22 protein-coding genes are annotated in these 24,109 nt (G+C 47.9%); 12 read left to right on the top strand and 10 right to left on the bottom strand.

Features of this window, described 5'->3' with window-relative positions; all coding sequences use genetic code 11:
- Positions 1-563 precede the first annotated feature (563 nt).
- Positions 564-761: an NblA/ycf18 family protein gene (locus AC2VDX_RS14770; protein WP_378182083.1), complete on the top strand. Its 198-nt coding sequence runs from the start codon at positions 564-566 to the stop codon at positions 759-761.
- Positions 762-878: 117 nt separating this feature from the next.
- On the opposite strand, the gene AC2VDX_RS14765 is transcribed toward AC2VDX_RS14770, so the two are convergent.
- A complete protein-coding gene (locus AC2VDX_RS14765) occupies positions 879-1,724 on the bottom strand; it encodes a WGxxGxxG-CTERM domain-containing protein (protein ID WP_378182085.1) in 846 nt (281 codons plus the stop codon).
- A 1,449-nt stretch (positions 1,725-3,173) separates the two neighbouring features.
- On the opposite strand from AC2VDX_RS14765, the gene AC2VDX_RS14760 reads away from it, so the two are divergent.
- From AC2VDX_RS14760 to AC2VDX_RS14725, 8 genes are all read left to right on the top strand, one after another.
- Positions 3,174-4,559: a glycosyltransferase family 1 protein gene (locus AC2VDX_RS14760; protein ID WP_378182088.1), complete on the top strand. Its 1,386-nt coding sequence runs from the start codon at positions 3,174-3,176 to the stop codon at positions 4,557-4,559.
- Between the two features lie 136 nt (positions 4,560-4,695).
- A complete protein-coding gene (glf, locus tag AC2VDX_RS14755; protein WP_378182091.1) occupies positions 4,696-5,922 on the top strand; it encodes a UDP-galactopyranose mutase in 1,227 nt (408 codons plus the stop codon).
- A gap of 278 nt (positions 5,923-6,200) precedes the next feature.
- A complete protein-coding gene (locus AC2VDX_RS14750) occupies positions 6,201-8,435 on the top strand; it encodes a family 1 glycosylhydrolase (RefSeq protein WP_378182251.1) in 2,235 nt (744 codons plus the stop codon).
- Positions 8,436-8,507: 72 nt separating this feature from the next.
- The gene (locus AC2VDX_RS14745) at positions 8,508-8,930 is read left to right on the top strand and encodes an STAS domain-containing protein (RefSeq protein WP_378182094.1); all 423 of its coding nucleotides are present in this window, start codon (positions 8,508-8,510) and stop codon (positions 8,928-8,930) included.
- A gap of 135 nt (positions 8,931-9,065) precedes the next feature.
- Positions 9,066-9,299: a hypothetical protein gene (locus tag AC2VDX_RS14740; RefSeq protein WP_378182097.1), complete on the top strand. Its 234-nt coding sequence runs from the start codon at positions 9,066-9,068 to the stop codon at positions 9,297-9,299.
- Positions 9,300-9,569: 270 nt separating this feature from the next.
- Positions 9,570-11,543: a glycoside hydrolase family 2 protein gene (locus AC2VDX_RS14735; RefSeq protein ID WP_378182100.1), complete on the top strand. Its 1,974-nt coding sequence runs from the start codon at positions 9,570-9,572 to the stop codon at positions 11,541-11,543.
- Positions 11,455-12,555, top strand: a complete 1,101-nt coding sequence (gene galT / locus AC2VDX_RS14730) for a galactose-1-phosphate uridylyltransferase (protein ID WP_378182103.1) — start codon at positions 11,455-11,457, stop codon at positions 12,553-12,555. Before AC2VDX_RS14735 ends, galT begins: the two co-directional genes overlap by 89 nt.
- 142 nt (positions 12,556-12,697) lie before the next feature.
- The gene (locus AC2VDX_RS14725) at positions 12,698-13,822 is read left to right on the top strand and encodes a M24 family metallopeptidase (RefSeq protein WP_378182105.1); all 1,125 of its coding nucleotides are present in this window, start codon (positions 12,698-12,700) and stop codon (positions 13,820-13,822) included.
- A gap of 539 nt (positions 13,823-14,361) precedes the next feature.
- On the opposite strand, the gene AC2VDX_RS14720 is transcribed toward AC2VDX_RS14725, so the two are convergent.
- The 3 genes from AC2VDX_RS14720 to AC2VDX_RS14710 all read right to left on the bottom strand — a co-directional run bounded on the left by AC2VDX_RS14720 (position 14,362) and on the right by AC2VDX_RS14710 (position 18,353).
- The gene (locus tag AC2VDX_RS14720) at positions 14,362-14,733 is read right to left on the bottom strand and encodes a cupin domain-containing protein (RefSeq protein WP_378182108.1); all 372 of its coding nucleotides are present in this window, start codon (positions 14,731-14,733) and stop codon (positions 14,362-14,364) included.
- Positions 14,734-15,092: 359 nt separating this feature from the next.
- Complete coding sequence (locus AC2VDX_RS14715; RefSeq protein ID WP_378182111.1) at positions 15,093-17,225, bottom strand: M3 family metallopeptidase; 2,133 nt, start codon at positions 17,223-17,225, stop codon at positions 15,093-15,095.
- A 108-nt stretch (positions 17,226-17,333) separates the two neighbouring features.
- The gene (locus AC2VDX_RS14710; protein ID WP_378182114.1) at positions 17,334-18,353 is read right to left on the bottom strand and encodes an aldo/keto reductase; all 1,020 of its coding nucleotides are present in this window, start codon (positions 18,351-18,353) and stop codon (positions 17,334-17,336) included.
- Between the two features lie 59 nt (positions 18,354-18,412).
- Between AC2VDX_RS14710 and AC2VDX_RS14705 the strand changes: the two genes are divergently transcribed.
- A complete protein-coding gene (locus AC2VDX_RS14705) occupies positions 18,413-18,622 on the top strand; it encodes a hypothetical protein (RefSeq protein WP_378182117.1) in 210 nt (69 codons plus the stop codon).
- Positions 18,623-18,683: 61 nt separating this feature from the next.
- Here AC2VDX_RS14705 and petJ read toward each other — a convergent pair whose 3' ends face one another.
- The 3 genes from petJ to AC2VDX_RS14690 all read right to left on the bottom strand — a co-directional run bounded on the left by petJ (position 18,684) and on the right by AC2VDX_RS14690 (position 19,659).
- Positions 18,684-19,019: a cytochrome c6 PetJ gene (petJ, locus tag AC2VDX_RS14700; RefSeq protein WP_378182120.1), complete on the bottom strand. Its 336-nt coding sequence runs from the start codon at positions 19,017-19,019 to the stop codon at positions 18,684-18,686.
- A 52-nt stretch (positions 19,020-19,071) separates the two neighbouring features.
- Entirely contained in the window at positions 19,072-19,335 is a 264-nt protein-coding gene (locus tag AC2VDX_RS14695) for a hypothetical protein (RefSeq protein ID WP_378182123.1), read from the bottom strand.
- Positions 19,336-19,434: 99 nt separating this feature from the next.
- Positions 19,435-19,659, bottom strand: a complete 225-nt coding sequence (locus AC2VDX_RS14690; RefSeq protein WP_378182126.1) for a hypothetical protein — start codon at positions 19,657-19,659, stop codon at positions 19,435-19,437.
- Positions 19,660-19,782: 123 nt separating this feature from the next.
- Here AC2VDX_RS14690 and AC2VDX_RS14685 point away from each other — a divergent pair, with 123 nt between their 5' ends.
- A complete protein-coding gene (locus tag AC2VDX_RS14685; protein ID WP_378182129.1) occupies positions 19,783-21,309 on the top strand; it encodes an alpha/beta fold hydrolase in 1,527 nt (508 codons plus the stop codon).
- 164 nt (positions 21,310-21,473) lie between these two features.
- Positions 21,474-22,283, top strand: a complete 810-nt coding sequence (locus AC2VDX_RS14680; RefSeq protein WP_378182131.1) for a histidine kinase — start codon at positions 21,474-21,476, stop codon at positions 22,281-22,283.
- Between the two features lie 411 nt (positions 22,284-22,694).
- On the opposite strand, the gene AC2VDX_RS14675 is transcribed toward AC2VDX_RS14680, so the two are convergent.
- The 3 genes from AC2VDX_RS14675 to AC2VDX_RS14665 all read right to left on the bottom strand — a co-directional run bounded on the left by AC2VDX_RS14675 (position 22,695) and on the right by AC2VDX_RS14665 (position 24,104).
- Positions 22,695-22,883, bottom strand: coding sequence for a YqaE/Pmp3 family membrane protein (locus AC2VDX_RS14675; protein WP_378182134.1), 189 nt, complete (start codon positions 22,881-22,883; stop codon positions 22,695-22,697).
- A gap of 212 nt (positions 22,884-23,095) precedes the next feature.
- Positions 23,096-23,488 carry a phage holin family protein gene (locus tag AC2VDX_RS14670; protein WP_378182138.1) on the bottom strand — a complete coding sequence of 131 codons (393 nt, stop codon included), beginning with the start codon at positions 23,486-23,488 and terminating at the stop codon, positions 23,096-23,098.
- Positions 23,489-23,825: 337 nt separating this feature from the next.
- On the bottom strand, positions 23,826-24,104 hold the full coding sequence (locus tag AC2VDX_RS14665) for a hypothetical protein (protein ID WP_378182141.1): 279 nt from the start codon (positions 24,102-24,104) through the stop codon (positions 23,826-23,828).
- Between the last annotated feature and the right edge of the window lie 5 nt (positions 24,105-24,109).

Raw genomic sequence — 24,109 nt, 5'->3', positions numbered from 1 at the left:
AGAACGACTTACGCAACATCACCACATAGTAAGGGCAACCACAGGGGGATTGAACCCGAAAAAATGCTATATGTATAAGCTTTGCGTAAGTCCTGACATATCGCTTCTCAATGAACCAAATACAGCAGCTCAAACGGGAGCATCTCAATTAAAGTAAAAATACCTGGCGACTGAAGTCGCGGCTATAAAAACCAAGTCCGCCTACGCGGACTAATAACAATAACGTCAAGAGTACATTTAGCCTGGTCGGCAGGCTTTGTTTTTGTAGCCCCATTCCAGTCTGTGGGTGATTTGCATGCGCTGGAATGCACCCGCTCAAACAGCCTGACTGCAAAGAAGTGTTAGATATTTGGCTAATTCTTATTGAATAAATCTATCGGATTATTTCTGAAGGAAATGAAAGTTACACCAAGTGGCAGAGGAAGCCGCAAAGTTGAAAATGATACTTTGTAAGTGTCAGCCAACAAAAGAAGTTTAAATAAACTGTTCATTTAGCTTCATTTTCAGACACATATCAATTACTTAACTCTAGTTTTTGCCCTGGTTGGGCACAGGAGACTATTATGGAACGACCCATTGAATTGTCTTTAGAGCAAGAATTTAGCTTGATTTCTTTTGCAGATCAAGTACAGCATATGTCTCGCGAGCAAGCTCAGCAATTTTTGCTCCAGCTACACAAGCAGATGATAATTCGAGAAAATATCTATCAGAACCTGCTGAAGCATCAATGGGGGCTGGATTCAGTCCTGGGATCTGTGTAAAGCTTGAAAGCGATCGCCTAAACTTTGAAAAAATTACATATATATGAGTAAAGCCCTGGTTTATAGCCAGGGCTTTGGGTTTTTAGCTTTGGTTTTTAAATACTTGCACACCTTGGGTTAACGCTGACGTGAAGTTTCTTGGTGCTGCTTGCGGAACAGATTAGCTAGACCGATTAGACCCAGGAAGCCTAACCAGCCCCAACTGGAGTTGCGATCGCTTCTTGCAGAGCGAACTCCTTGGTAAGAGGTGGTGTCTGAAGTCGTGCTATTGGGAGTCGTGCTACCGGGGATAGTAGTTGTATCCGAAGTGGTGCCACCAGGCGTCGTAGTCGTGGCGTCAGGAGCAGTGGTAGTCCCGGAAGTAGTGCCACTAGGCGTCGTAGTCGTGCCATAAGGAGCAGTAGAAGTCCCGGAAGTAGTGCCACCAGGCGTCGTAGTCGTGGCGTCAGGAGCAGTAGAAGTCCCGGAAGTAGTGCCACCAGGCGTCGTAGTCGTGCCGTAAGGAGCGGTGCTAGTCCCTGAAGTAGTGCCACCCGCACCCGTCGTACCGGAAGTTGCACCACCAGGAGTCGTGGTTGTACCGGAAGTGCTACCACCGGGAGTCGTGGTTGTACCGGAAGTGCTACCACCGGGAGTCGTGGTTGTACCGGAAGTAGTGCCACCAGGAATCGTGGTTGTACCGGAAGTAGTGCCACCAGGAGTCGTGGTTGTACCGGAAGTGGTACCACCCGCACCCGTTGTACCGGAAGTTGCACCACCGGGAGTCGTGGTTGTACCGGAAGTAGTGCCACCCGCACCCGTCGTACCGGAAGTTGCGCCACCTGCACCAGTGCTAGTACCGGAAGCTGAACCACCTGCACCAGTGCCAGTTTGGGCAAAAGCAGGCAGAGTTAAGGGTAGAGTAGCTAAAGTGAGGGCGAAGGTACTTGCAAAAAGAACTTTGGACAAATCAGAAGGTTTCATCGTAGTGGTTGCTCTTATTCTCTAGAACTCTGCGGCTTCCTATTATTCAAAAACGGTCTTGTCAACTTCATTGACGGCTGAATTGAGAAGACAGATATGCTTCCCGCTCATGAAGCCCCGATCTAGGACAATCGTGGTTTAGAATACGGGTCTGGAATTACCAGAGCATTTCGCTATTGTGCATCTAAGAGCGATCGCTCTTATGCAGAATAACTGCCATCATTTCCCTCTACTTCTACCTGAGGGATTGACTTGACGTTAAGTCAGTCTGTGCTTATGAATACAAACAGTTCTGTGTGGAGCTATGCTATGCTATGCTTCTCTCGATAGCACAGTACATAAGCCTAGGGATTGGTTGGGACTTTGTCATTGAGGGGAGAGTATTTTCCTTTCGTTGTGAACTTTCCTTGGCTATTTTCCCCTTTTCTCTATCTGCTTTACAGTTTCTCTGAGAAAGCGATCGCTCAACACTCAGTTTGTAACACAGAGTCAGGATTCATCACTCCTTTGGGGAGGGTGAGCTAATTCTCCCAGAGAAGTCACTATCTACTCTTCAGTAACTTGGCAAAAAAGTCTTTCCATGCAATTCCTCGAAGCATACTCCACTTTCAATAAAATTTATTAATAAATTATTAATGTGTTTATTTAAAGCACAAATAAGATTATTTTTTGTGTGGCTTTAAATATTAAAATGTTCGCAAAAAACTTTTACAAGCTTTTGTACTTGCTACCAAACGCTATGCATAAACTATAAATTATATAGATTGAGTGCTGGATTTTTTAGCTATACAAGCATTTGATTCAACGTTTACTCGATCCAATTCGAGCGATCGCGCGATCGCCAGTTTCGGCGAACACGACTCTTATTCAATAACCTGCGACGCAAGTGTCTAAAGTAATAAACCTAGCCAAACAAGTTACGTGTGATTAGGTGTGGATTGTCACTAAAGAAGATACAGCCATTGAACCTGGACGCAACAATGCTGCTACTTAGAAGCATTTTTCTTTAATTCCTGCGACCCACCCGCATCTCTTCCTTACTCCCACTAGAAGCCGTTATACGTAGAGTTTTTGTATTATTTGGCACAAACTAATTTAACATTAAATTTATTTTTTAGGAAGAAGTAGCGTCATTCCTCTGGTAGAAGCTAGAACTCAACAATAGCAATTATTTTTTTAGCAGTAACAGCAAATTCATTCTCCAGGCAGAAGTCAATGGCAAGAAAAACGGATAAATTAAGCAGAGGTGTTAAGTCAACAAAACTGCTTTAGAGTCGCAAAAAGGTAAACAAGGCAGGAAAACATACTTTCTAGCTGCTTTTTGCAGTTATAGCTAGAAATTTATTCCAAGTGTTTTTTCAGTTCAAGGTTTTCCACTTTGTTCTTATTTTTGTGTAGGTAGGCGATTCTGAAAGCTTTAATCAAATCTACAAATATCTGAGGCTATTTATGTCCCAGCCCAAAAATTTGATGAAGAATAGTGCGAGTAATGGGGGGGCATGGGAGATACAGTTCTCCTTAAAAGATGCACTTGAGTCTCCCTCAGCGAGTGCATTATCTCCAAAATTACAGTCGGATGGTTCCCAAACTTCCTTGTCAAATCCACCGGCACTTATTTGTCTGTCGCATTTGCGTTGGGATTTTGTCTACCAACGACCGCAACATCTCTTGAGCCGCTGTGCAAAGGAGCGAAGAGTATTCTTCATTGAAGAACCGATTTTAAGTTCCGATCCATCTTGGCGACTGGATGTCAGCATCCGTGAAAGTGGTGTCTCGGTGGTGGTGCCTTACTTGAGCGAAGGAATCAGTGAGGATGAAATCATAGCTGCTCAAAAGGGGATGCTCGATGATTTGTTGGCACAAGCGCAAATCCGCGAGTATATCCTGTGGTACTACACACCGATGGCGATCGCGTTCGCGCACCACTTAGATCCTCTAGTCATTATCTACGACTGCATGGATGAGCTATCGGCATTTAAGGGAGCGCCACCCGTGATGATCGAGCGCGAAGCCGAACTCTTTAACCGTGCAGATTTGGTATTTACAGGGGGACAAAGCCTTTACGAAGCCAAGCGCCACCAGCACCCGAATGTCTACGCCTTTCCCAGTAGCATTGAGAGAGCGCACTTTGCCCAAGCAAAAACTCTGACAGAAGAACCAGCCGATCAAATAAATATTCCCCACCCGCGTCTGGGATTCTTTGGGGTAATTGATGAGCGCATGGATCTTGAACTGCTGAGTGGCATTGCCCAAGCGCGACCTGACTGGCATCTGGTTGTGATTGGCCCAGTCGTCAAAATAGATCCCCAAAATCTGCCCCAATACCCCAATATTCATTATCTGGGTGGTAAATCTTATCAAGAGTTGCCTGCATATATTGCTGGGTGGGATGTGGCGTTGTTGCCTTTTGCTCGTAACGAGTCAACCCGCTTTATTAGTCCTACCAAAACTCCAGAATACCTCGCTGCTGGGAAGCCAGTCGTGTCTACCTCCATCCGGGATGTGATTCGTCCTTACGGGGAGATGGGTTTGGTGAAGATTGCAGATACAGTCGCCGATTTCGTTACCGCAGCCGAAGCAGCAATCAAGCAAAATCCTGATGAATCGGAATGGCTGAGTCAGGTAGATGCCTTCCTAGGGCAGAATTCGTGGGATTCCACTTGGGCGCGGATGATGCAACTGGTGGACGGTGTAATGGACGACGCGAGTGTATCTCAAGAATTGCGCGATCGCCTTGCCAAAACCTCAGCGTCAGAATTGGACAAGCGTGCAGGAGTTACCTCGGTTAACAAACCCAAACAAACATCCAAAAGCCAGTCCGCCCAAAGTGAATAAGGACTGGCTTTTTAGTTGAATTTCTGACTTTTCAGTTTTTCATTTTTACTTCCTACCCAAGGGTAGCCATTTCATTCCCCTTACTTGCGTAAGGATGTTAGCGCCATATTGCTATTAAATAAGCGAGGCTTTTAGAATGTTTGATTATCTTATTGTGGGTGCAGGGTTCGCTGGGAGTGTCCTTGCGGAACGGCTGGCGAGTCAGTCGGGCAAGAAGATTCTAATGGTTGATAAGCGATCGCACATTGGCGGCAACGCTTACGATCATTACGATGATGCAGGCGTTCTCGTACACAAATACGGTCCCCACATCTTTCACACCAACTCCCGCGAAGTCTTTGAGTACCTTTCCAACTTCACCGAGTGGCGATCCTACGAACACCGCGTCTTGGCAAGTGTAGACGGTCAACTGGTGCCAATCCCCATCAACCTTGACACAGTTAACAAGCTTTACGGACTGAATCTCACCTCCTTTCAACTCGAAGAATTCTTTGCCTCGGTTGCTGAGAAAAAAGAATATATCCGCACCAGTGAAGATGTGGTTGTCAGCAAGGTGGGACGGGAATTGTACGAAAAATTCTTCCGGAACTACACCCGCAAGCAATGGGGAATCGATCCCTCTGAACTCGATAAATCAGTCACCGCGCGGGTACCCACCCGCACCAATCGAGACGATCGATATTTCACCGATAGCTATCAGGCGATGCCATTGCACGGCTATACCCGGATGTTCGAGAAGATGTTGGCTAACCCGAACATCAAAATCATGCTTAACACCGATTATCGGGAGATTCAGAAAGTCATTCCGTATCGAGAAATGATTTACAGCGGACCCGTTGATGCTTACTTCGATTACCGCTACGGGAAGCTTCCCTACCGTTCCCTGGAATTCAAGCATGAAACGCTCAACAAGCCTGTGCATCAATCAGCGCCAGTCGTCAACTACCCCAACGAGCATTTATACACTCGCATCACTGAATTCAAGTACCTGACAGGACAAGAACACAATAAAACTAGCATCGTTTACGAGTTCCCCCGCGCCGAGGGAGATCCTTACTACCCGGTACCGCGCCCAGAAAATGCCGAACTCTACAAGAAATACAAGGCACTCGCTGATGCAACGTCGGGGGTGCATTTTGTAGGACGGTTGGCGACTTACAAGTATTACAACATGGATCAATGCGTGGCTCAGGCTCTCACCGTTTACAAACAGATTGGCACGAAACGCGAACCAGTCGTTTTAGAACCCGTAGAAGCGAGAAGCAACTACACCCAGAATGTTTCTCTCAATGAAATCGTTGAGCAACGCCCACAGACAGAAGTTGCAACCACAAATGGTCACGGAAAAGCGGTTAGTCATTAGTCATTAGTCAGTAGTCAACAGTCATGAGTCATTAGTGATTTGCTAATGACTAATGGTTGCTTGACTCGTTTTTACTGCCATGAACGATGAATAAAAAATCAGAAACAATAGCCATGAGTAATGGGCTACTGACACTTCATGCACAAATTAATTGGGGGTGAGGAATGGTAAAAGCAGCATTAAATAGAGAATTAATAATTAGCAATTCTGAATTAGCTCAAAACTCACTAGCAAAGCGGCACGAAGTGCTACCTAAAACTCAAAACTCAAAATTGGAGATGTGGGCTGGGGTAGAGTGTACCGTTAACCGCGTAGGCGATCGCTATTTCAACCAGTTGGAGCAAAACGGTCACAAAACGCGCTTAAGTGACCTTAATTTGTTTGCCGAACTCGGCGTGCGTGCCATCCGCTACCCCGTCCTCTGGGAACTAACCGCCCCCGATGGGCTAGAGTATGCCGATTGGTCTTGGGCGGATGAACGACTGGGACGTTTGCGAGAACTCGGTATCCGTCCCATTGTGGGTTTAGTTCACCACGGCAGCGGCCCTCATCATACTAGCCTGGTCGATCCCACCTTTGCCTCTAAGCTTGCCCAGTTCGCCCAAGCCGTGCAAGAGCGCTACCCGTGGGTGGAAAGTTACACGCCTGTCAACGAGCCGCTCACTACAGCGCGTTTTAGCGGATTATACGGTCACTGGTATCCTCACGGTCGGGATAATTTAACTTTCGTGCAGGCGTTGTTGACGCAAATCCGCGCCACGATCCTCTCGATGCGGGCAATTCGCCAAGTTAACCCGAACGCAAAGCTGGTGCAAACGGAGGACTTGTGCAAGGTGTTCAGCACGCCACAGATGGCGTACCAAGCCGATTTTGAGAATGAGCGTCGCTGGCTGAGTTTCGATCTGCTGTATGGTCGAGTGAATCGCGCTCATCTGATGTGGGAATATCTGCGTTGGGTGGGGATTAGTGAAGCTGAACTGGAGTGGTTTTTAGAAAATCCCTGTCCGCCAGACATAATTGGGATTAACCACTACTTGACGAGCGATCGCTTTCTAGATGAGCGCCTAGAACGCTATCCCCAGTGGACGCACGGGGGAAATGAGCAGCAGCAGTACGCAGATGTCGAGGCAGTGCGAGTCCGTGCTGAAGGAATCGCCGGACCATACACGCTGCTCAAAGAGACATGGGAACGCTACGGCTTGCCAATTGCGGTCACTGAAGTCCATCACGGTTGCACCCGCGAGGAACAACTGCGCTGGCTCAAAGAGGTGTGGGAGGCAGCAACCAGTCTGCGTTCTGAAGGCATTGATGTGCGTGCCATCACCGCTTGGTCGCTCCTCGGTTCCTATGACTGGACTAGCTTAGTGACGAGGGCTGATGGTCATTACGAGCCGGGGGTGTTCGACTTGCGATCGCCCAAACCCCGCCCAACAGCGCTTGCCCAAATGCTGCGCGATTTGGCACGCGGCGAGATGCCCCACCACCCCCTTCTTGATGTGCCGGGATGGTGGCACAGACCCCAGCGACTGCTCTATCCACCCGTAGAGGAGAGCAAAGGCGCAGAGGAGCAGGGGCGCAAAAACCCAGAAACGCAAAAGCCAACAGATGCATTACACTCAGCACTCAGTCCTCAGCACCTCAGCACCTCAGCACTCCATTCTTCCTCACCGCGTGCGATCGCCATTATTGGAGCTACAGGGACGCTGGGGAAAGCTTTTGCTCGAATTTGCGACATCCGGGGTATACCCTATAAGCTCCTCAACCGTCAGGAACTGGATATTGCCGATCCGGCATCGGTTGATAAGGCACTGGCTGAACTCAAGCCTTGGGCGGTTGTAAATGCTGCTGGATACGTTCGCGTAGACGATGCGGAGCGCGAACCGGATGCTTGTCGGCGCGAAAACGCGGTTGGTCCTGCAACTCTCGCGGCTGCTTGCGCGAGGCGGAAAGTGGCGCTGCTCACCTTCTCATCGGATCTTGTATTTGATGGGACTCGTGTTGCTCCTTATGTGGAGAGCGATGCCGTTGCACCGCTCAATGTGTATGGACGCAGCAAAGTAGAAGCCGAGTTGCGAGTTCTAGAGTTTCATCCCTCGTCGCTTGTCGTTCGCACCAGCGCCTTCTTCGGGCCGTGGGACGAGTACAACTTCATTACAATGGCACTCCGCACCCTAGCGGCAGGAAAACCCTTTATTGCGGCAGAAGATGCGGTCGTTTCACCAACCTATGTTCCGGATCTGGTCAATGCCAGTCTTGATCTCTTAATTGATAGCGAGAGCGGTTTGTGGCACATTGCGAACCCTGGTGAGAGTTCTTGGGCAGACTTGGCACGGTTTGCCGCCAAGCAAGCAGGTTTCGATGCTACCCAAATTGAAGCTTGTCCCATGCAAGCGCTCAGGCTATTGGCACCGCGCCCAATCTACAGCGTTTTGGGCAGCGAACGGGGGGTACTGTTACCGTCGCTGGAAAATGCGATCGCCCGCTACTTCCATGAATCCAAGATTTCCCTGTAAAGATCGCTACTTTAATTCACTTTATGGTGGGCACTTCCCACCTTACTCCATTTAGTCATTGAGGCTTTTAAGATGAACGTTCTTTTTAAAATCGTTAAGTCCCCAGATATTTTTGATAGCTCTAAAGCAGCTCAGTTTCATCAAGAAATTGAGAATCTAGTCGATGCGGGAGTCAAACTTGTTCTACTCGACCTCAAAAATGTCACTTTTATCAGTAGTTCTGGCTTAATGGCTCTCGTTTCAATTGTCAGGCTTACCAGATCCACGGGTTGCAAACTTTTACTTTATTCCAAGAGCGAACAGGTCAGAATTTTATTGGAGATGACGGGTTTAGAGCAAGTTTTGGAAACCTTTAATAATTCGGAAGAATTTCCAAATTTAGGAAGCCTAGCGCGAACTAATCTTAATCCAATATCAGACCCATTGCCAAAGCCAGTATATTCCCCCAAACTGAAGTCTACCAGCTCGCCAATCCAGCCTGCTTCCGCACGTTAAATCGTTTGTTTCTCGCTATTTGCCTCCAGAATTGGAGCGTGTGTTCCTTCGGATTACCGGCGATACTTTAGTTAACCAGTAACTGAAGGAAATTCCTCAGCGGTATTCTGATATTGATTTGACTTTGCTGCACTTGTGTGGAACAAAAGCATTCAGAATTCTTCTGACAATGGATGCCAAGCAAGGAGTAAAGGCAATTCAAGCGATCGCTCGCCGCACGCCATCCCAATTCACTACAACGAATACACGATTTTTAAATCGCCGTTAGAGGATTTTATGCAGGTTGTTATCGCAGCGGGACTCGAACAAAAAGTCAGGTATCTCAGTCACGGCGAGACTGACAATTTTGAGGTGCCGATAACACAGTAACCGGATGTATTGCGTGAGACGCAACATACTTTTATCCTGAAAAGATTACCAAAATGGTGTAGTCATGACTATAGCCATTACTTATCCTCTAAATGGCATCAAATAGCCCTAGTCGTTAAGTTGGATTTTTGCTGGAAACAAATTAAAACTTAAATTGCTCAAATCCAGACTGTGTAGACATTTAAACAATTTTATATAAAATAACCAAAAACAGTTAATAGTCGGATCTTTATGGGTAATCTAGATATATAACCTTGGATAGATGACTATATGCACTCTTTGGGGAAGTGGCTGGAAAATTGTTATGTCGCATCTGGCGGCGCTACTCAGTCTGATTTTGAGCAGCTCGAAAGAGCGTATCCGCGTCCGCAGTTACAGCGATCGCACTGGATTTGTCTCAACGGCTCCTGGAAGTTTACCTATGACGATGATGGGAAAATAACTCGACCCTCAGATATTCCTGAGTGGACGCATACAATTGAAGTTCCCTTCGCTCCAGAATCCTCAAAAAGTGGCATTGGCGACACGGGTTTTCACGCAAACTGCTGGTATGAGCGGGAATTTAACATCGTCAAGGGTGAAGGTCGGGTGCTTCTCCACTTCGGGGCGGTAGATTATCGTGCCCGCGTGTGGATCAACGGTCAATTTATGGCTGACCATGAAGGCGGACATACTCCCTTCAGCATCGATATTACGCCAGTATTTAATGAAAACGGGCCGCAACGGATAACAGTCTGGGCGCAAGACGACCCCCAGGACTTAGCGAAACCGCGTGGTAAGCAAGATTGGCAACTGGAACCGCACAGTATTTGGTACCCGCGCACCACTGGGATTTGGCAGACCGTTTGGGCAGAGATCGTTCCTTCAACTTATATTGAGCGCATCCGCTGGACGCCGCACTTTGAGCGTTGGGAGATTGGCTTTGAAGCTTTTGTAGCGGGTGAACAGTGCGATGGCATTGAGGTGAAGGTAAAACTAACTGTTGGCTGCCAGTTGCTAGTCAACGATACCTATGAAGTAATCCACGGGGAGATTCACCGACGCATTGCCCTTTCTGACCCTGGCATTGACGACTACCGCAACGAGTTGCTGTGGAGTCCGGAGAAGCCAACTTTGATCGATGCGGAGGTGCAGTTGTGGTCTAATGGCGAGTTGCTGGATGAAATCAAGTCTTATACCGCAATGCGGACGGTGGGAATCCAGCGCGATCGCTTTATGCTCAATGGTCGTCCCTACTATCTGCGACTGGTTCTAGACCAAGGCTATTGGCCTGAGACTCTGATGACCGCACCTTCCGATGAAGCGTTGCGGCGCGATGTTGAGCTAGTCAAAGCAATGGGATTCAACGGGGTTCGCAAGCACCAAAAGATTGAAGACCCCCGCTTCTTGTATTGGGCAGATGTGCTAGGACTGATGGTTTGGGAAGAAATGCCCAGCGCCTATCGCTTCTCGCCTAAAGCGGTGGAACGGATTACTAAGGAGTGGACTGAGGTCATTGAACGCGATGCCAGCCATCCTTGCGTTGTCGTCTGGGTGCCCTTCAACGAATCTTGGGGCGTTCCCGACTTGACGGCGACGGAAGCCCACCAGCACTGCGTCCAAGCACTGTATCACTTGACCAAGACTCTTGACCCGACTCGCCCTGTCATCGGCAACGACGGCTGGGAGAGTGCGGCAACTGATATCCTGGCTATCCACGATTATGATAATAAGCCGACTCGGTTGGCAAAGCGCTATGGCCCAGAGGTGAAGCTATCAGACCTCTTCGATCGCCAGCGTCCGGGTGGGCGCGTTCTAACGCTGGACGGCTATCCCCATCAAGGACAGCCGATCATGCTGACTGAGTTTGGCGGCATTGCTTATGCGGGTCGGGAAGATAAAAAAGCTTGGGGATATGTGCGTTCCCATGATGTCTCCGAACTGCAAATCAGGTATACGGCGCTACTAGATGTGGTGAACAGAGTCGAATTATTTAGCGGTTTTTGTTACACCCAGTTGACGGATACCTACCAGGAAGCTAACGGACTGCTATATGCCGACCGAACTCCGAAATTCCCCTTAGAAGCGATCGCATATGCGACTCTAGGCAGGGGTGAGGAAGACGAAGAGGACGTTATGCTCACAACAGTTAAAGCTGCATGGCGGCAAGAGGAAAATGTATTCCCAGGAGCTGTTGAAGCCGGATGGTCGCAAGCTGATTCTATACAGCAGATTCCCCATTGCGGAGGAAATTACAACCACTAGCCCTAGTAATGAACCAGTCGCCGCGAATCCTCACCTGCGCTGGCATCCGTTGCGGGGCGAATGGGTTGCTTATGCAAGTCACCGTCAGGGGCGGACTTTTATGCCGCCCCCAGAATACAATCCGCTTTCCCCCACCAAAGATCCTCAGTTTCCGACAGAACTCCCCCAAGGGAAATATGATATGGCGGTGTTCGACAACCGCTTTCCCTCAATGGCTTTGACGGCGCACGATCCACCTGCCAGCATTGTGCAAACTCTCCCGGCAAACGGCGCGTGCGAAGTGGTGGTATTTACGCAAGATCCGCAAGCTTCCCTCGGTTCCCTGGAATTAGATCAATTGGAGTTATTGTTGCAAGTTTGGGGCGATCGCACTCGCGCTTTGGGCGAAACGCCGCAGATTCAGTATGTACTGCCCTTCGAGAACAAAGGGGTTGAGATGGGGGTGACTCTGCAGCATCCCCACGGGCAAATCTACGCCTATCCCTTTGTCCCACCCGTCCCAGCGCGGATGTTAGAGAGGCAACAAGCTTATTATCAGGAGCATCAGCGGGGTTTACTGCAAGATTTGATCCAAAAAGAGATTTTGGATAACCAGCGAATTATTTATCTAGATGAGGAAGCGATCGCCTTTGTCCCCGCTTTCGCCCGTTACCCTTACGAAGTCTGGATTGCCCCGATTCAGCCCGTCGCTACATTTGTGGATCTGAGGGCACAACAGCGTCAAGGACTCGCCAAAGCCTTAAAAACTGTCACTCTCAAGTATGACGGCTTGTGGAATCGTCCTTTCCCTTACTTGATGGCGTGGTTCCAAGCACCCACAGATGGAAATCCGCACCCAGAAGCACACTTGCACGCAGAGTTGTATCCTCCCTATCGGACTCAGGATCGGCTCAAGTATCTGGCGGGAACCGAACTAGCCGCAGGAATGTTTGCGAATGATGCGCTTCCGGAGGAGAAGGCGAAGGAGTTACAAGCTGTCGCGATCGCACTTGAAAATCCCCTGCGGTTGTGAAATTAAAACTTAACACCCTTCCCACCTCTCCCTAACCCTCTCCTAACAGGAAAGGGAAGCGGAATAAATATTTTTATACGGGGAAGAACTCCGGTTCCCCTCCCCGAAACGGAGAGGGGTTTTTTGGTGTAAAAGGTGAGTTATGAATCAACTTAGTGAAGAAGTCTCTCAGAAGCTAGAGTTAATCCGAAACGCCTTAACGGAAGCTGAAGCGCAGGGTTTGCGATTGCGCGGCACAGATTGGTTCGCCTGGGCGACTGCTGGCGGTTCCAACACCGTACTGCTGACGGCTGAAACTGGAGTTGCAGAAGTGCTGGTGACTGCCGAAGATGCCTGGATATTAACCGATGAAATCGAAGCGCAACGGTTAAAAGATGAGGAAATACCCGGAAATTTCCAGTTTTACGTCAATCCTTGGGCAGATGCACAAAAGCGGGAGTCTTTTGTGCGCGAGGCGACCAATGGAGGGGAAATTTTAAGCGATCGCCCCAGCGTTAGCGCTCCTAGCCCTGCTCGCTCCATCCCTCACGTCGAAAAGCGATTACCCGCATCTCTACAACAGCATAAACGCACCCTGATGTCAAGTGAGCTGGAGCGATATCGCCAGCTAGGGCGTCAGGCAAGCGAAGCGATGACAGAGGTACTCAAAGCCGCTAAGCCGGATTGGACAGAATATCAGCTTGCCGGTGCGGGTGCCGAGGCGTTGTGGGCGAGGGGGATACATCCAGCGCTAACTCTAGTAGCTGGCGAGAGGCGTTTGCCGCTGTACCGTCATGCTACCGCCACTGGCGAAGAGATTGGACGGCAAGCGATGCTGGTATTTTGCGCGAGAAGACATGGTTTGTATGCGAATCTTACCCGATTTGTCTCATTTGGTGCGTCCGATGAACACGCCAAACTGCACGGTGATGTTCGCCAAATTGAAGCGGAAGTCTTGAATTTTTTAAAGCCTGGAATCGCTCTGAATGCAGTTTATGACACTTTAGCCAATACTTATCAAAAGCATGGATATCATAATGCCATGCGCGAACATCATCAGGGTGGAACTACGGGATATTTGGCTAGAGAAGTTGTGGCAAATCCAAAGACTAATGACACCTTAGAAGAAAACATGGCTGTAGCTTGGAATCCAAGTTTACCAGGTGCAAAGATTGAAGATACTTTTGTAATTCTCGACAATGGATTGGAAAATCTAACTTTCGATCCAAATTTTCCTAGTGTTGAAGTAGCAGGAAGATTGCGCCCTGTGCCTTTAGAAATTGGATAATGTAGGGGCTTTCGCATTCGGGCGAAAATATAGTGGGTAATTTCAGATATGTATTCCCGAATGCGAAAGCCCTGTTTGCTTATCTGTAACCCAAAATGGGTATGGGTTTTATGAGTTTTGCTATCCCTCTCCTCATCCTACAAATAATTAGCTCCATCTACTTAGCTCAAGTCTAGCCAATCCCGCCCGGAACTCAAGTTCCGGGCTAATAGCTCAAGTCCACTAAAGTGGACTGGGGAAGAACTTCAGTCCACTAAAGTGGACTTGAGCTATTAGCCTGGGGTTTAAACCCCAGGCGGGTAATGCGACTGGTGCAAGATGTGAGTTAAAGTCGACTGAAGCTATTAACTCTACTAAAATGGACTGGGGAAGAACTTCAGTCCACTAAAGTGGACTTGAGCTATTAGCCTGGGGTTTAAACCCCAGGCGGGTAATGCGACTGGTGCAAGATGTGAGTTTAAGCCGAATTAAGCTATTAGCTAAAGATTTAAATCCTCAGGGGGTAAGTTAGGTTATCATGCAGCCTTCTTTTTCAGCAATCAGCTAACTGCTACACTATCTCCTGACTTCGAGGGCCACCGGACAGTTAGAATGGTACAATCTGACTCAGCAGACCAAGAATGGGGCACACCTGGAGACCAGAGAACGTAGTCACCTTCACGAGACAGTAAGACTTCTTGCTCTGGAAATTGAAGGCGAAATCGTCCTTGAATCAGGACAGAAAGTGTAGTTGCTTCCGCGTTCATTGCCCACTCGGATCTGCCGTCTCCTGCTGGGTGAATCCCCCATTTTACTTCTAGGCTGGAAGTCGAACGAATGTCATCGGTTGGGTTTATAAAATGACCGAGAAACCAACCAGAACGACTTGCACCTTCACTATGAGCATTCCCAACAACAACTTTAGACTGCATTCGCTAATCCTGGCTTCTATGCAAGCATCAATTTTATAAAACTGCACCTTCACTATGAGCATTCCCAACAACAACTTTAGACTGCATTCGCTAATCCTGGCTTCTATGCAAGCATCAATTTTATAAAACTCAGCAAAATTTTCAAGTCGGATGACTGAGCTTTGTTAATACCAGGACTTACGCAAAGCTTATACATATAGCGTTTTTTCGGGTTCAATCCCCCTGTGGTTGCCCTTACTATGTGGTGATGTTGCGTAAGTCCTGAATACACAAAGAATGTGCAAAATATCAGGAATTGTAGAGACGCGAAATTCTACGTCTCTACAGGATGGGATTTCTACTCCAGGCGAAATGGTTCCTTAACGCGACGCCACGGCTAAGCCGCTATGCCGCAGTAAAGGTTCGGTACTCGGTTCGCGTCCCCGGAAGGACTTGAACACTTCCATCGGGTGCAAGCTACCACCCAACGCCAATACGGTATCGCGGAAGCGCTTACCTGTAGAAGCTACAGCCGTCTCATCTTCTAAGCCAGCATCTTCAAAAGCTGCAAAGGCATCAGCACTGAGAACTTCAGCCCATTTGTAGCTGTAATAACCCGCCGCATAGCCGCCAGCAAAGATATGTCCAAACCCGCATAAAAAGGCGTCTTCTGGCAGAGGGGACAAAATTGTCGTGGTTTTGGCAATGCGGTTCCGCACATCAGCCACAGTTTCATTCCCACCCGGTTGATAGCGATGGTGGAGTTCGATGTCAACTAAGCTAAAGTGCAATTGCCGCAGGGTGCCAGTACCGCTCATGTAGTTGCGTGCTGCCAAAAGCTTTTGGTAATAATGCTCTGGTAAGGTTTCGCCTGTTTCGTAGTGCTTCGCCATTCCCATCAAAGTGGGTCGGTCATAGCACCAGTTTTCCATGAACTGGCTGGGTAATTCTACAGCATCCCATTCCACATTGTTGATGCCTGCCGCCCCAGGATAATCTACCTTGGTTAGCATATGTTGCAACCCGTGACCGAACTCGTGAAATAAGGTTTCTACTTCGCCAAAGGTCATCAGGCTGGGTTTGCCATCGACTGGGGGGGTTTGGTTGCAGACCAAATAGGCGACGGGTAAGCGTGTGGTGGGCGTGCCAGCTTCGATAATTTTGGCACGGACTAGGCACTCATCCATCCAGGCACCGCCGCGCTTTTCGGCTGGACGGCTGAAAGGATCTAAATAGAAATAAGCGATCGCATTGCCCGTTTCATCGGCAATCTGGAAGTAACGCACATCCTGATGCCACACTGGGGCTTGACCATCAGCCGCCGTGACGGTAATGCCAAATAACCGCTTTACGAGGCTGAATAGCCCATCTAGCACTTGCGGTAGCGGGAAATAAGGGCGTAACTCTTCTGCACTGAAGGCGAACTTTTCTTCCCGCTGGCGTTCCGACCAAAAACTGATATCCCAGTGCTTCAAGTCGCTGCTTTCTGCGGCTCCTTTACTAGCAGCATAAGCTTTTAATTCTTCTAATTCCTTCTTGGCAGCATCATAACTAGCGCCGCGCAGTTCTTCTAGCAGCGCCTCCACTGCCTCAACGCTGGGAGCCATTTTTCGGGCTAAGCTTAACTCGGCAAAACTGTCAAAACCGAGTAGCTTTGCCTTTTCTTGTCGCAGTTGCAAAATGCGCTCAATGAGTGGGGTGTTATCCAACTTGCCACTCGATGCACGGCTGATATAGGCTTTATAAAGCTTTTCGCGCCAGTCCCGACGAGTGCTGTGCTGCATGAAAGGACCAAAGCTGGGAAAATCCAGAGTGATGCGCCAGGGGCCATTTTCAGGGGTGGCGTTTTCTTCGCCAGCAGCACGGGCAGTTTGAGCGGCTAGACTAATTAAACTGGACGGTAAGCCGTCAACTTCGTCTTTGCTAGTCAGCGTCAAGCTAAACGCTTTGGTGGCGTCAAGGACGTGGTTGCCAAACTTAGTGGAAAGTTCTGCTAATTCCAGTTGAATGGCATTAAAGCGAGCTTTCTCCGAAAGGGCTTCGCCTACGCGCTTTTCTCCTTCCAACCCAATACCGGAAAGTTCGGCATCTTTGATCGCTGATTCTACAATACGCTTTTGGGCTGATTCCAGGCTATCTGGGCGATCGCTATTTTGCAGTGCCTTAAATGCTTCATACAGCGGCTTACTTTGGTTCAGCTTATTGGAAAACTGCACCACTTTTGGCTGCACGGTTTCTTGAGCTTCGCGCAGTTCGGGGCTATTCTTCACAGCCATCAAATGACCGACAATGCCCCAACTCCAGGTTAAACGTTCTACCAGTTGTTGGAGTGGTTCGACTAAACCGCTCCAAGTCGGCTCTACCTGGGTTTCTAGGGTGGCAAGTTCCTGTTCTAGTTCAGCCAGTAGCTGCGTCATCCCCGGAACGATGTGTTCCGGCTTGATGGCATCAAATGGGGGCAGCCCTTTGCCGATGAGTAACGGGTTATCAATAACAATGGCGTTTGCACTCATAGGTGATTTGTTCGTAAACGTGTTTGGGCTGAATCGTCCTGGTTATCCGAATCTTAAGAAAAAAATCAGCTACCCTTACAGGGTGGTTAACCGTAGCGAAGTTGCTGCTTATCGTCGGTATTCGTCGCCGCAGTCACCGATGAGCTGGTATAGATCGTGCGATTGTTGAGCGATCGCATTCATTCGCTTATCATCCTCTGCATCCAGTATCAAATCAAACACCCTGGCATTGTCTTCGATATGCTCCGACACTCCTAACCGTGCGCCGACGATTGCACCGGCTACTGCTGACTGCTCCAGAATATAACGCACCGCCACATTAGAGATATTTACCGCGTGCTTCTGGGCAATCTCTTGAAGCCCAAAAAGTAACTCTTGAAATAAACTCCAACCACCCCACGTATCCACCATATTCTTGTATTTTCGCAAGCTAGCAGTCTTCAGTTCTTCCCCTCGCGGTTCTGGTTGTCCCAGGTACTTTTCTGACAGCAAGCCGCCGCAGAGTGTCCCATAAGCAAAAAGCTTGATGTCGTTCTCTTGACAAAATTGCACCATGTTAACTAAAGGACGGCGATCGATAATAGAAAATTGCACCTGATTGGACACAATTTTGATCCCTGCCTCGGTAATAATTTTCAGGCGTTCTGTATCAAAATTTGTCAAAGCTAGATGCTTGATTTTTCCCTCATCTTGGAGTTCCGCCATATACTTGAGCGCATCCAAGTAGTTTTTATCGCGGTAATCCCACCAGTGAAACTGCATCAAGTCTAAGGAATCAACTCCCATCCTTCTGAGGGAAATATTAATATTATCTTCAACCAACTTGCGCGTCATTTTAGTGGGTCTTGGCACCCATTTTGTAAAAGCTTGCAAGTTAGACAGCGCCTCTCTACCACGAGTTTCTACCAATTGTCGCCGGAACTCGCCAATAAAGTCCTCGGCGGGACCATAATGGTCGGCTAAATCCCAAGTTGTGAAGCCTGCATCCATGTAATCAAACATACTTTGGATCGCAGCTTTTGAGTTAATTCGTCCGTGTGCGCCTGACACTTGCCACATTCCATTCAGTACGCGGCAAATATTCAAATCTGGGGTAAATTGCAGTCTGCTTGATTCGGGTAAGTTCATTTTGATGCTTTGTTAGGGTTATTTTGGTAAAGTTTGAAAAGAAAAGCTTATTAACAATTATGACAACGAACCAACCAGAATCGCTGAAGACTTTTTATGCCATCTATGACAGAACCGGTTCCGAACGTCGAGTTGTCAGAATGCTCGAAGCTGAAGATATAGATACGGCATGGGAGATTGCAGAAACCTTAGAGACAGGTTTGTATAATGTCGAAGATATTCCACCAACTGGAGATGTAGAATTTTTAGACAATTCTGTAATTCCCTAAAGCTGCCAAGAAGGTAAATTTAGTTAAGGCAAAGACGATTCTTTGTGAATTGGCTGGTATGTTAAGAACGCCAGTCTTTTTCAGCTTGTTCTAACACGTAAGCGGAAACAGCTTGGATTTCTGGTTCGGTTAAGCGGTCTTTATAGGCGGACATATTGTTTTTGCCATTGGCGACGATAGACGCGATCGCATCCACGTTATCCATGTCATTTCTTTTTAATGCTTTGAGTTTCAGATTCTTCCCTCGTCTGATGATATTGCCGCCGTTGAGATGACAACCAGCACAGTTGACGCTAAAGATTTTGGCACCGTTGGCAGTATCTGCGGCTAAAGCTGGAATGCTAAAGGCAATTAGCATAGTGAATGTTAGCAGTAGGACGGTTAGTAGCTTCCTCAAGGTAATTTTCCTCGGTTTCGATTAAATTAATAACCAGTGGCAATCCACTATTTTATGGATCGGTGTCTCCATCAACTTCGTCGTTTTCTGTAGCTTCCTGAAGAAATAAGCGTGCCAATCGGTTATAGGTGCCAGCGCCAATATATTGAGGATAAGTGTGAGAACGGCTGTACACCCATACAAGTTCTTTCCCATCAAAAATGCGGATGTCTTGAAACAGACTCTTACATTTTGGTTGCAGCGACTTAGCTGTATTTAATGCGTCCGTCCATCTTTCAAACTCTTGAGAAAATTCACGGGTGATGACTCTAAACATAAGCTTGGGCTTCTTTCTTGACTTCCTAATTTGAAGCTGAAGCGGCGGGTGGGAATTGGGGGAATGATTCTGAAAAGCCAGCGACCAAAAGCACCGATGTCAAAGTGATTCAAAGGAAGCCGTGAATCCTTCAAGACTTAAACACTCGTCTTGGAAAGATTCGGCGTCTCCTACATCTTCAACCTTGTATTCCATGAAGCGCTGACCATCTGGCGTTTTTTTGGAAGAGACACAAGTGCTGTGATACTTGTCTGCGATCGCCTTAAAGTCATTCGCATACCGTTTCCAAGCATCGCCCGAACAATTAATCGTTATCAGCCACATAATTGAGTCTCCATTGATATTGGGGGTGCTGCGATCGCTAAAACTCTGAGTTTCTCTGACGCAATCTGATGCATCATATCAAGGGTTATCACCATAAGCCTAACTCCGGAGTTAAGGATTGATATGACTCGCAAGCGCTTATTTTTAACAATCTTGGCGCTGTTGCTGATTGCGCTTTCCTGGTGGGGGGTGGCGGCGGCGCGGACTGGATTGGTGACGCGAACATTCTCAGACAAAGGGTTGCCGATGCTGTACGTCGCACCACAAAATTCTGAGAAAATACCCGGTGTATTAGTGGCGCACGGCTATGCGGGTTCTAAGCAGTTAATGCTGGGCTACGCGCACGTTTTGGCGCACGCGGGGTATGCCGTGATGCTGTGGGATTTCGGCGGACATGGGGCAAATCCAGCACCCCTAGAGCGCGATACACTTCAGCAAGACCTGAATGTGGCTTATGCTGCCCTGTTGGAGCAACCAGAGGTCGATCCCAGCCGCTTGGCGCTACTGGGGCACTCAATGGGTAGTGGTGCGGTGATGTCGGCGGGTATCCGCAATCCCGACCGCTTTGCGGCAACCGTTGCCATCTCGCCGACGGGTGCGAGGGTCACGCCTTCTGTCCCGCGCAATCTTCAGCTACAAGCAGGGAGTTGGGAAGGTGGATTTGTGACGAATGCCCAGCGGTTGCTGGCGGCGGCGGGGGGAGAAAATGATAACTTTGCTGAGGGAAGGGCGCGATCGCTGATCGTCATCCCAAACGCGGAACACATCACCATTCTCTTGCGAAATGTCAGCCACCAAGCCGCCCGAAAATGGCTGGATGCTACTTTTGGGGTGTCAAGCAGCAGTAACTATGTTGACCGCCGGATGGCTTGGTATGGCTTGCATCTGGTGGCATGGCTGCTGTTACTTTTCGCAATTTCCCCGGTTCTGGCTTCGCCGTCGCGCGATCGCAAAACACCTTTACAACCTAATCCATCTGAGTTAACCTCTCCCCCAACCCCTCTCCTACCAGGAGAAGGGCGAAGAGTGATTCTTGTCGGCAAGAAGGTTAGGGGATTCGGTTTACTTTTAGCCCCACTTGTGGCAAGTGGTGGACTCCTGTTGCTCAGTCGTGGGGGCAACATTGATAGCTTGGGTGGCTTGCTGGTTGGCGGTGCAATGGGGATTTGGTTCTCGATCGCAGGTGTGGTTTGGCTGGGTATCCTCTCTCGTTTACCGCGCCCCACAATTCGAGCGGTAGGGCTAGGATTGGCACTGTTTGGACTACTTTGGGTAGCTTTTGGAGCGATCGCGCAGGTAGTTTGGGTTCAGTGGTGGCTGATTCCAGCACGTCTAAAACTCTGGCCTTTGTTGTCGCTGGCTTGTCTTCCCTGGTTCTTGGCGTCGGGGGTAGCACAACAAGATGCTGGGATATTCAAACGGGTGGCGTGGTGGCTGGGACAAAGTGTGGCGCTGGTGGGAGGCTTTATTTTGGTGCTTTACCTGCTGCCTCAACTCAGCTTTATTTACCTCTTGCTGCCGTTATTTCCGCTATTTATGGCAATTTTCTCCTTTGCTGCCGCTCAGCTTAACGAAACGTGGAGTTATGCCCTGGGGAGTGCCTTGTTTTTCGGTTGGGCGATCGCCGCTGCTTTCCCTCTCGCAAGTTAGCCAATCCAAAATTGGAACTTTTCTACCTAAAGGAAGTACCGATTTTGAAGCGATTGCGCCACTATATAGGAAGAGCATTCTAAGCTCTTTTTTTGCTAGAAAGCTTCTACAAGTAGTTTAATTAAAGCTCCATCTAAATCAACTACTACAAAGCGAGGAAGAAAATGCCTAATAATAAGATCAAAGAACAAATTAGAACCGATCTCCATCAAGCCAAAGAAACTGGACAGTTAAGAGCAGAGCGAATTCGAGAAATTGTTCAAGCTGCTGTATCTCAGGTAGGTTCGGAGTTTAAAGAAGGTTCCAGCGAACTTCGCTCAATTGTTAAAGATGCGGTTTCCGTCGTCTTGGAGAACTTGCAAGAAAAAGGTGGCGAACTCAAAGAAGAAGTCACGGCTACCATTGAGGGAGCGGTTGAAGGGTTTAGCCATCTAAGGCATCAAAATATTGCGAAAACTCAAGCAGAGGTTAAACAGCTACAGGCTCAACTCGATAACGAAGAAAATGAACTCCAGCAAGACATTGATAAACTGCTGATAGACATTGAAGAAACAAGCAAAGATACATCGCCTTCTACCAAAACTGCCCTTGAATCGGCGATTAATAGCCTCCAAAACAGTGAAGAGGTAGCATCGCTGAGAGAGCGCTACGCTCAACTGCAAGCTCAACTAGCGATTCTCCGAGCGAATTTAGCTGCACGTTACGGGGGACGCGCTGAGGACGTGAAAGAGTACCTGGAAGAGGCTAAGCACTGGTACAATCGTTCTCGTCCTCAAGCTGAAGTAATGGTGCAACAGGTAGAACAAAAGCGATCGCAAGTTGAAGAAAAACTGGGTGATGCTGGGGTAGCGATCGCTAAAAAAGAGCGTCAGGTACGGCAAATCTTGAGTGAGTTGTTACGAACAGCAGCAGATGCGATTCGAGAAAAGGAACCTGTTAGTAAATCGGAGACTTCTAAAGATTCTCACCATTAATTAAAACAGAACCGGCTAAGACTTAGCCGGTTCTGTTTTTTGAAACTCAATTTTTAAACTTCTAGTAGGCTTTTGTCGCGCAACCAGCGCTGAAGATAGACTCTAACCCTCGGAAAGACTATCCAAAACTCCTGAAACATGAATAAAAATCGTAGGGAGTGGTAGAGCGATAGCGTTACCCAACAAACTGCACCACTGCTGGGGAACGTGAACTCAAAGGGAGCCTACCTGCAAGACTCTCCAAAACTCTTGAAAAGTCGTTCTTTGGGTTTCGCTCCCGCTCAACCCAACCTACACGGAAAGATTTGTCAGTCAGCCAGGGGAGGCTACACATTCGAGAATTGGATAGTCTCTCAGTTCTATCCCCACCACTACAGATACAAAGGATAGAAGCGTCTAACTAACGTTGGCTTAGTATACGCCTTCTCTATCCATTCTTTCTTCGTGCTTCACGATTACCCAAACTGCATGAATACTACCGGGAAGCCAACCCAGAAGCGTAAGCAAAATGTTAATGAATAAAGTTGGACCCACACCAACTGTCAGAAAAATGCCTAAAGGAGGCACGAGAAGACCAGCAAGAATTCGGAGTAATTTCATGAGGCTACTTCAACTTTCTTATTTAAACTCTTATTACTTCTATTTTCCTAAATCAAGTAATTGAAAACCTCCTCCTAACGAATTATCTTCGGTTGGATAGATGGTATACAAAACGGCATTCATCTTTATAGCTTCCCAAATAAAAAAGGAGGAACAGCATCTAGCTTTCCTCCTTTCAATTCCCCACTCAATTCTACTTCTATTGATAGAGATTAAGCTCCAGTTTTTAGGTCACTACTGCTGCCGCTTAGTTGACCCAAATTTCTCTCAGCAAAATATTTGCTGATGAAAGTATTCGCAAAAGACAGGACGACGGGTGCCAACAGAAAAGCTAAGATTCCATGCATTCCAAATCCTGGAACCAAAATTGAAGCCAACCAAAAGCAGATCCCATTAACGACGAGCGAAAACGTTCCTAAGCTGACAAAGTTAAGCGGCAGCGCTAGGAAGGATAGAGTCGGCTTAACTGCGGCATTGACGAGACCAATCGCCACAGCAGCAATTAAAGCAGCGGGAAATGTAACAATATCAACACCTGGAACAACTAAATCAACAATCAGCAGGCTAAGAGCTGTAGCCATCCAGGTAAAAAACGTTCCCATCATGGTTTTTTTCCTTAAATCGACACAATAGAAAATTTTAAAGTGCTGATACTATGCTCAGCGATCGCCTAGCCTTCAACCTCCCTACGAAGGTAGATTTTTCCTGAAAGCGATCGCCTGTTGCCTTGGTGTCTTGGTGATTCATTACACACAAGATGTAGATAAGGTAGTTCCTCTCGCCAGGACAAAGCAGTAAATTTTAATACAATCAACACAACTAAGTAGGTGGGATTAATTATGTGTAGTAGTGGTTAGCGATCGCGTAACCCGTGCAGGTGTTGGGTTTCAAGAGCGTCAACCATTCCCTACGAACATCTTCAATTTAATTGCATCCGCCTACTTACTGTTGAGGTGCAGTTATGCTGACGCTGTTGGTTGAGTCATCCAACACAATCCAGCCAGATTTCCCGTCTAAATTATCTGCACTATTTGTCACTTTAAAATAGAACTTCTCTCCGCCGCGAGTTTCAACGGCAAAATCCGCTTTTTCCGCATAAACCACTTTAAAGCCTCTGTCTCTAAGACAATACATAACCCAAGCTTTCAGCGTGTGCTTGTGTGGTTCAAATTCGATCGGAGGCTTGTTTAACGCCTCCTCCATCACCTTAATTAGTTGCACTGGTT

It is taken from the genome of Coleofasciculus sp. H7-1 (genome assembly GCF_057473865.1).
The sequence above is the reverse complement of the archived record's forward strand: the minus strand, read 5'-3'. Positions and strand labels throughout refer to the sequence as shown.

What these genes read in the sequence shown, in the direction of transcription:
- AC2VDX_RS14670 (WP_378182138.1), bottom strand. Translation starts at nt 23,488, where the DNA reads ATGATGGGAACGTTTTTTACCTGGATGGCTACAGCTCTTAGCCTGCTG.
- galT (WP_378182103.1), top strand. Translation starts at nt 11,455, where the DNA reads ATGTATTCCCAGGAGCTGTTGAAGCCGGATGGTCGCAAGCTGATTCTA.
- AC2VDX_RS14745 (WP_378182094.1), top strand. Translation starts at nt 8,508, where the DNA reads ATGAACGTTCTTTTTAAAATCGTTAAGTCCCCAGATATTTTTGATAGC.
- AC2VDX_RS14760 (WP_378182088.1), top strand. Translation starts at nt 3,174, where the DNA reads ATGTCCCAGCCCAAAAATTTGATGAAGAATAGTGCGAGTAATGGGGGG.
- AC2VDX_RS14725 (WP_378182105.1), top strand. Translation starts at nt 12,698, where the DNA reads ATGAATCAACTTAGTGAAGAAGTCTCTCAGAAGCTAGAGTTAATCCGA.
- AC2VDX_RS14750 (WP_378182251.1), top strand. Translation starts at nt 6,201, where the DNA reads ATGTGGGCTGGGGTAGAGTGTACCGTTAACCGCGTAGGCGATCGCTAT.
- AC2VDX_RS14695 (WP_378182123.1), bottom strand. Translation starts at nt 19,335, where the DNA reads ATGTTTAGAGTCATCACCCGTGAATTTTCTCAAGAGTTTGAAAGATGG.
- glf (WP_378182091.1), top strand. Translation starts at nt 4,696, where the DNA reads ATGTTTGATTATCTTATTGTGGGTGCAGGGTTCGCTGGGAGTGTCCTT.
- AC2VDX_RS14710 (WP_378182114.1), bottom strand. Translation starts at nt 18,353, where the DNA reads ATGAACTTACCCGAATCAAGCAGACTGCAATTTACCCCAGATTTGAAT.
- AC2VDX_RS14675 (WP_378182134.1), bottom strand. Translation starts at nt 22,883, where the DNA reads ATGAAATTACTCCGAATTCTTGCTGGTCTTCTCGTGCCTCCTTTAGGC.
- AC2VDX_RS14690 (WP_378182126.1), bottom strand. Translation starts at nt 19,659, where the DNA reads ATGTGGCTGATAACGATTAATTGTTCGGGCGATGCTTGGAAACGGTAT.
- AC2VDX_RS14705 (WP_378182117.1), top strand. Translation starts at nt 18,413, where the DNA reads ATGACAACGAACCAACCAGAATCGCTGAAGACTTTTTATGCCATCTAT.
- AC2VDX_RS14715 (WP_378182111.1), bottom strand. Translation starts at nt 17,225, where the DNA reads ATGAGTGCAAACGCCATTGTTATTGATAACCCGTTACTCATCGGCAAA.
- AC2VDX_RS14735 (WP_378182100.1), top strand. Translation starts at nt 9,570, where the DNA reads ATGCACTCTTTGGGGAAGTGGCTGGAAAATTGTTATGTCGCATCTGGC.
- AC2VDX_RS14720 (WP_378182108.1), bottom strand. Translation starts at nt 14,733, where the DNA reads ATGCAGTCTAAAGTTGTTGTTGGGAATGCTCATAGTGAAGGTGCAAGT.
- AC2VDX_RS14685 (WP_378182129.1), top strand. Translation starts at nt 19,783, where the DNA reads ATGACTCGCAAGCGCTTATTTTTAACAATCTTGGCGCTGTTGCTGATT.
- AC2VDX_RS14770 (WP_378182083.1), top strand. Translation starts at nt 564, where the DNA reads ATGGAACGACCCATTGAATTGTCTTTAGAGCAAGAATTTAGCTTGATT.
- AC2VDX_RS14680 (WP_378182131.1), top strand. Translation starts at nt 21,474, where the DNA reads ATGCCTAATAATAAGATCAAAGAACAAATTAGAACCGATCTCCATCAA.
- AC2VDX_RS14765 (WP_378182085.1), bottom strand. Translation starts at nt 1,724, where the DNA reads ATGAAACCTTCTGATTTGTCCAAAGTTCTTTTTGCAAGTACCTTCGCC.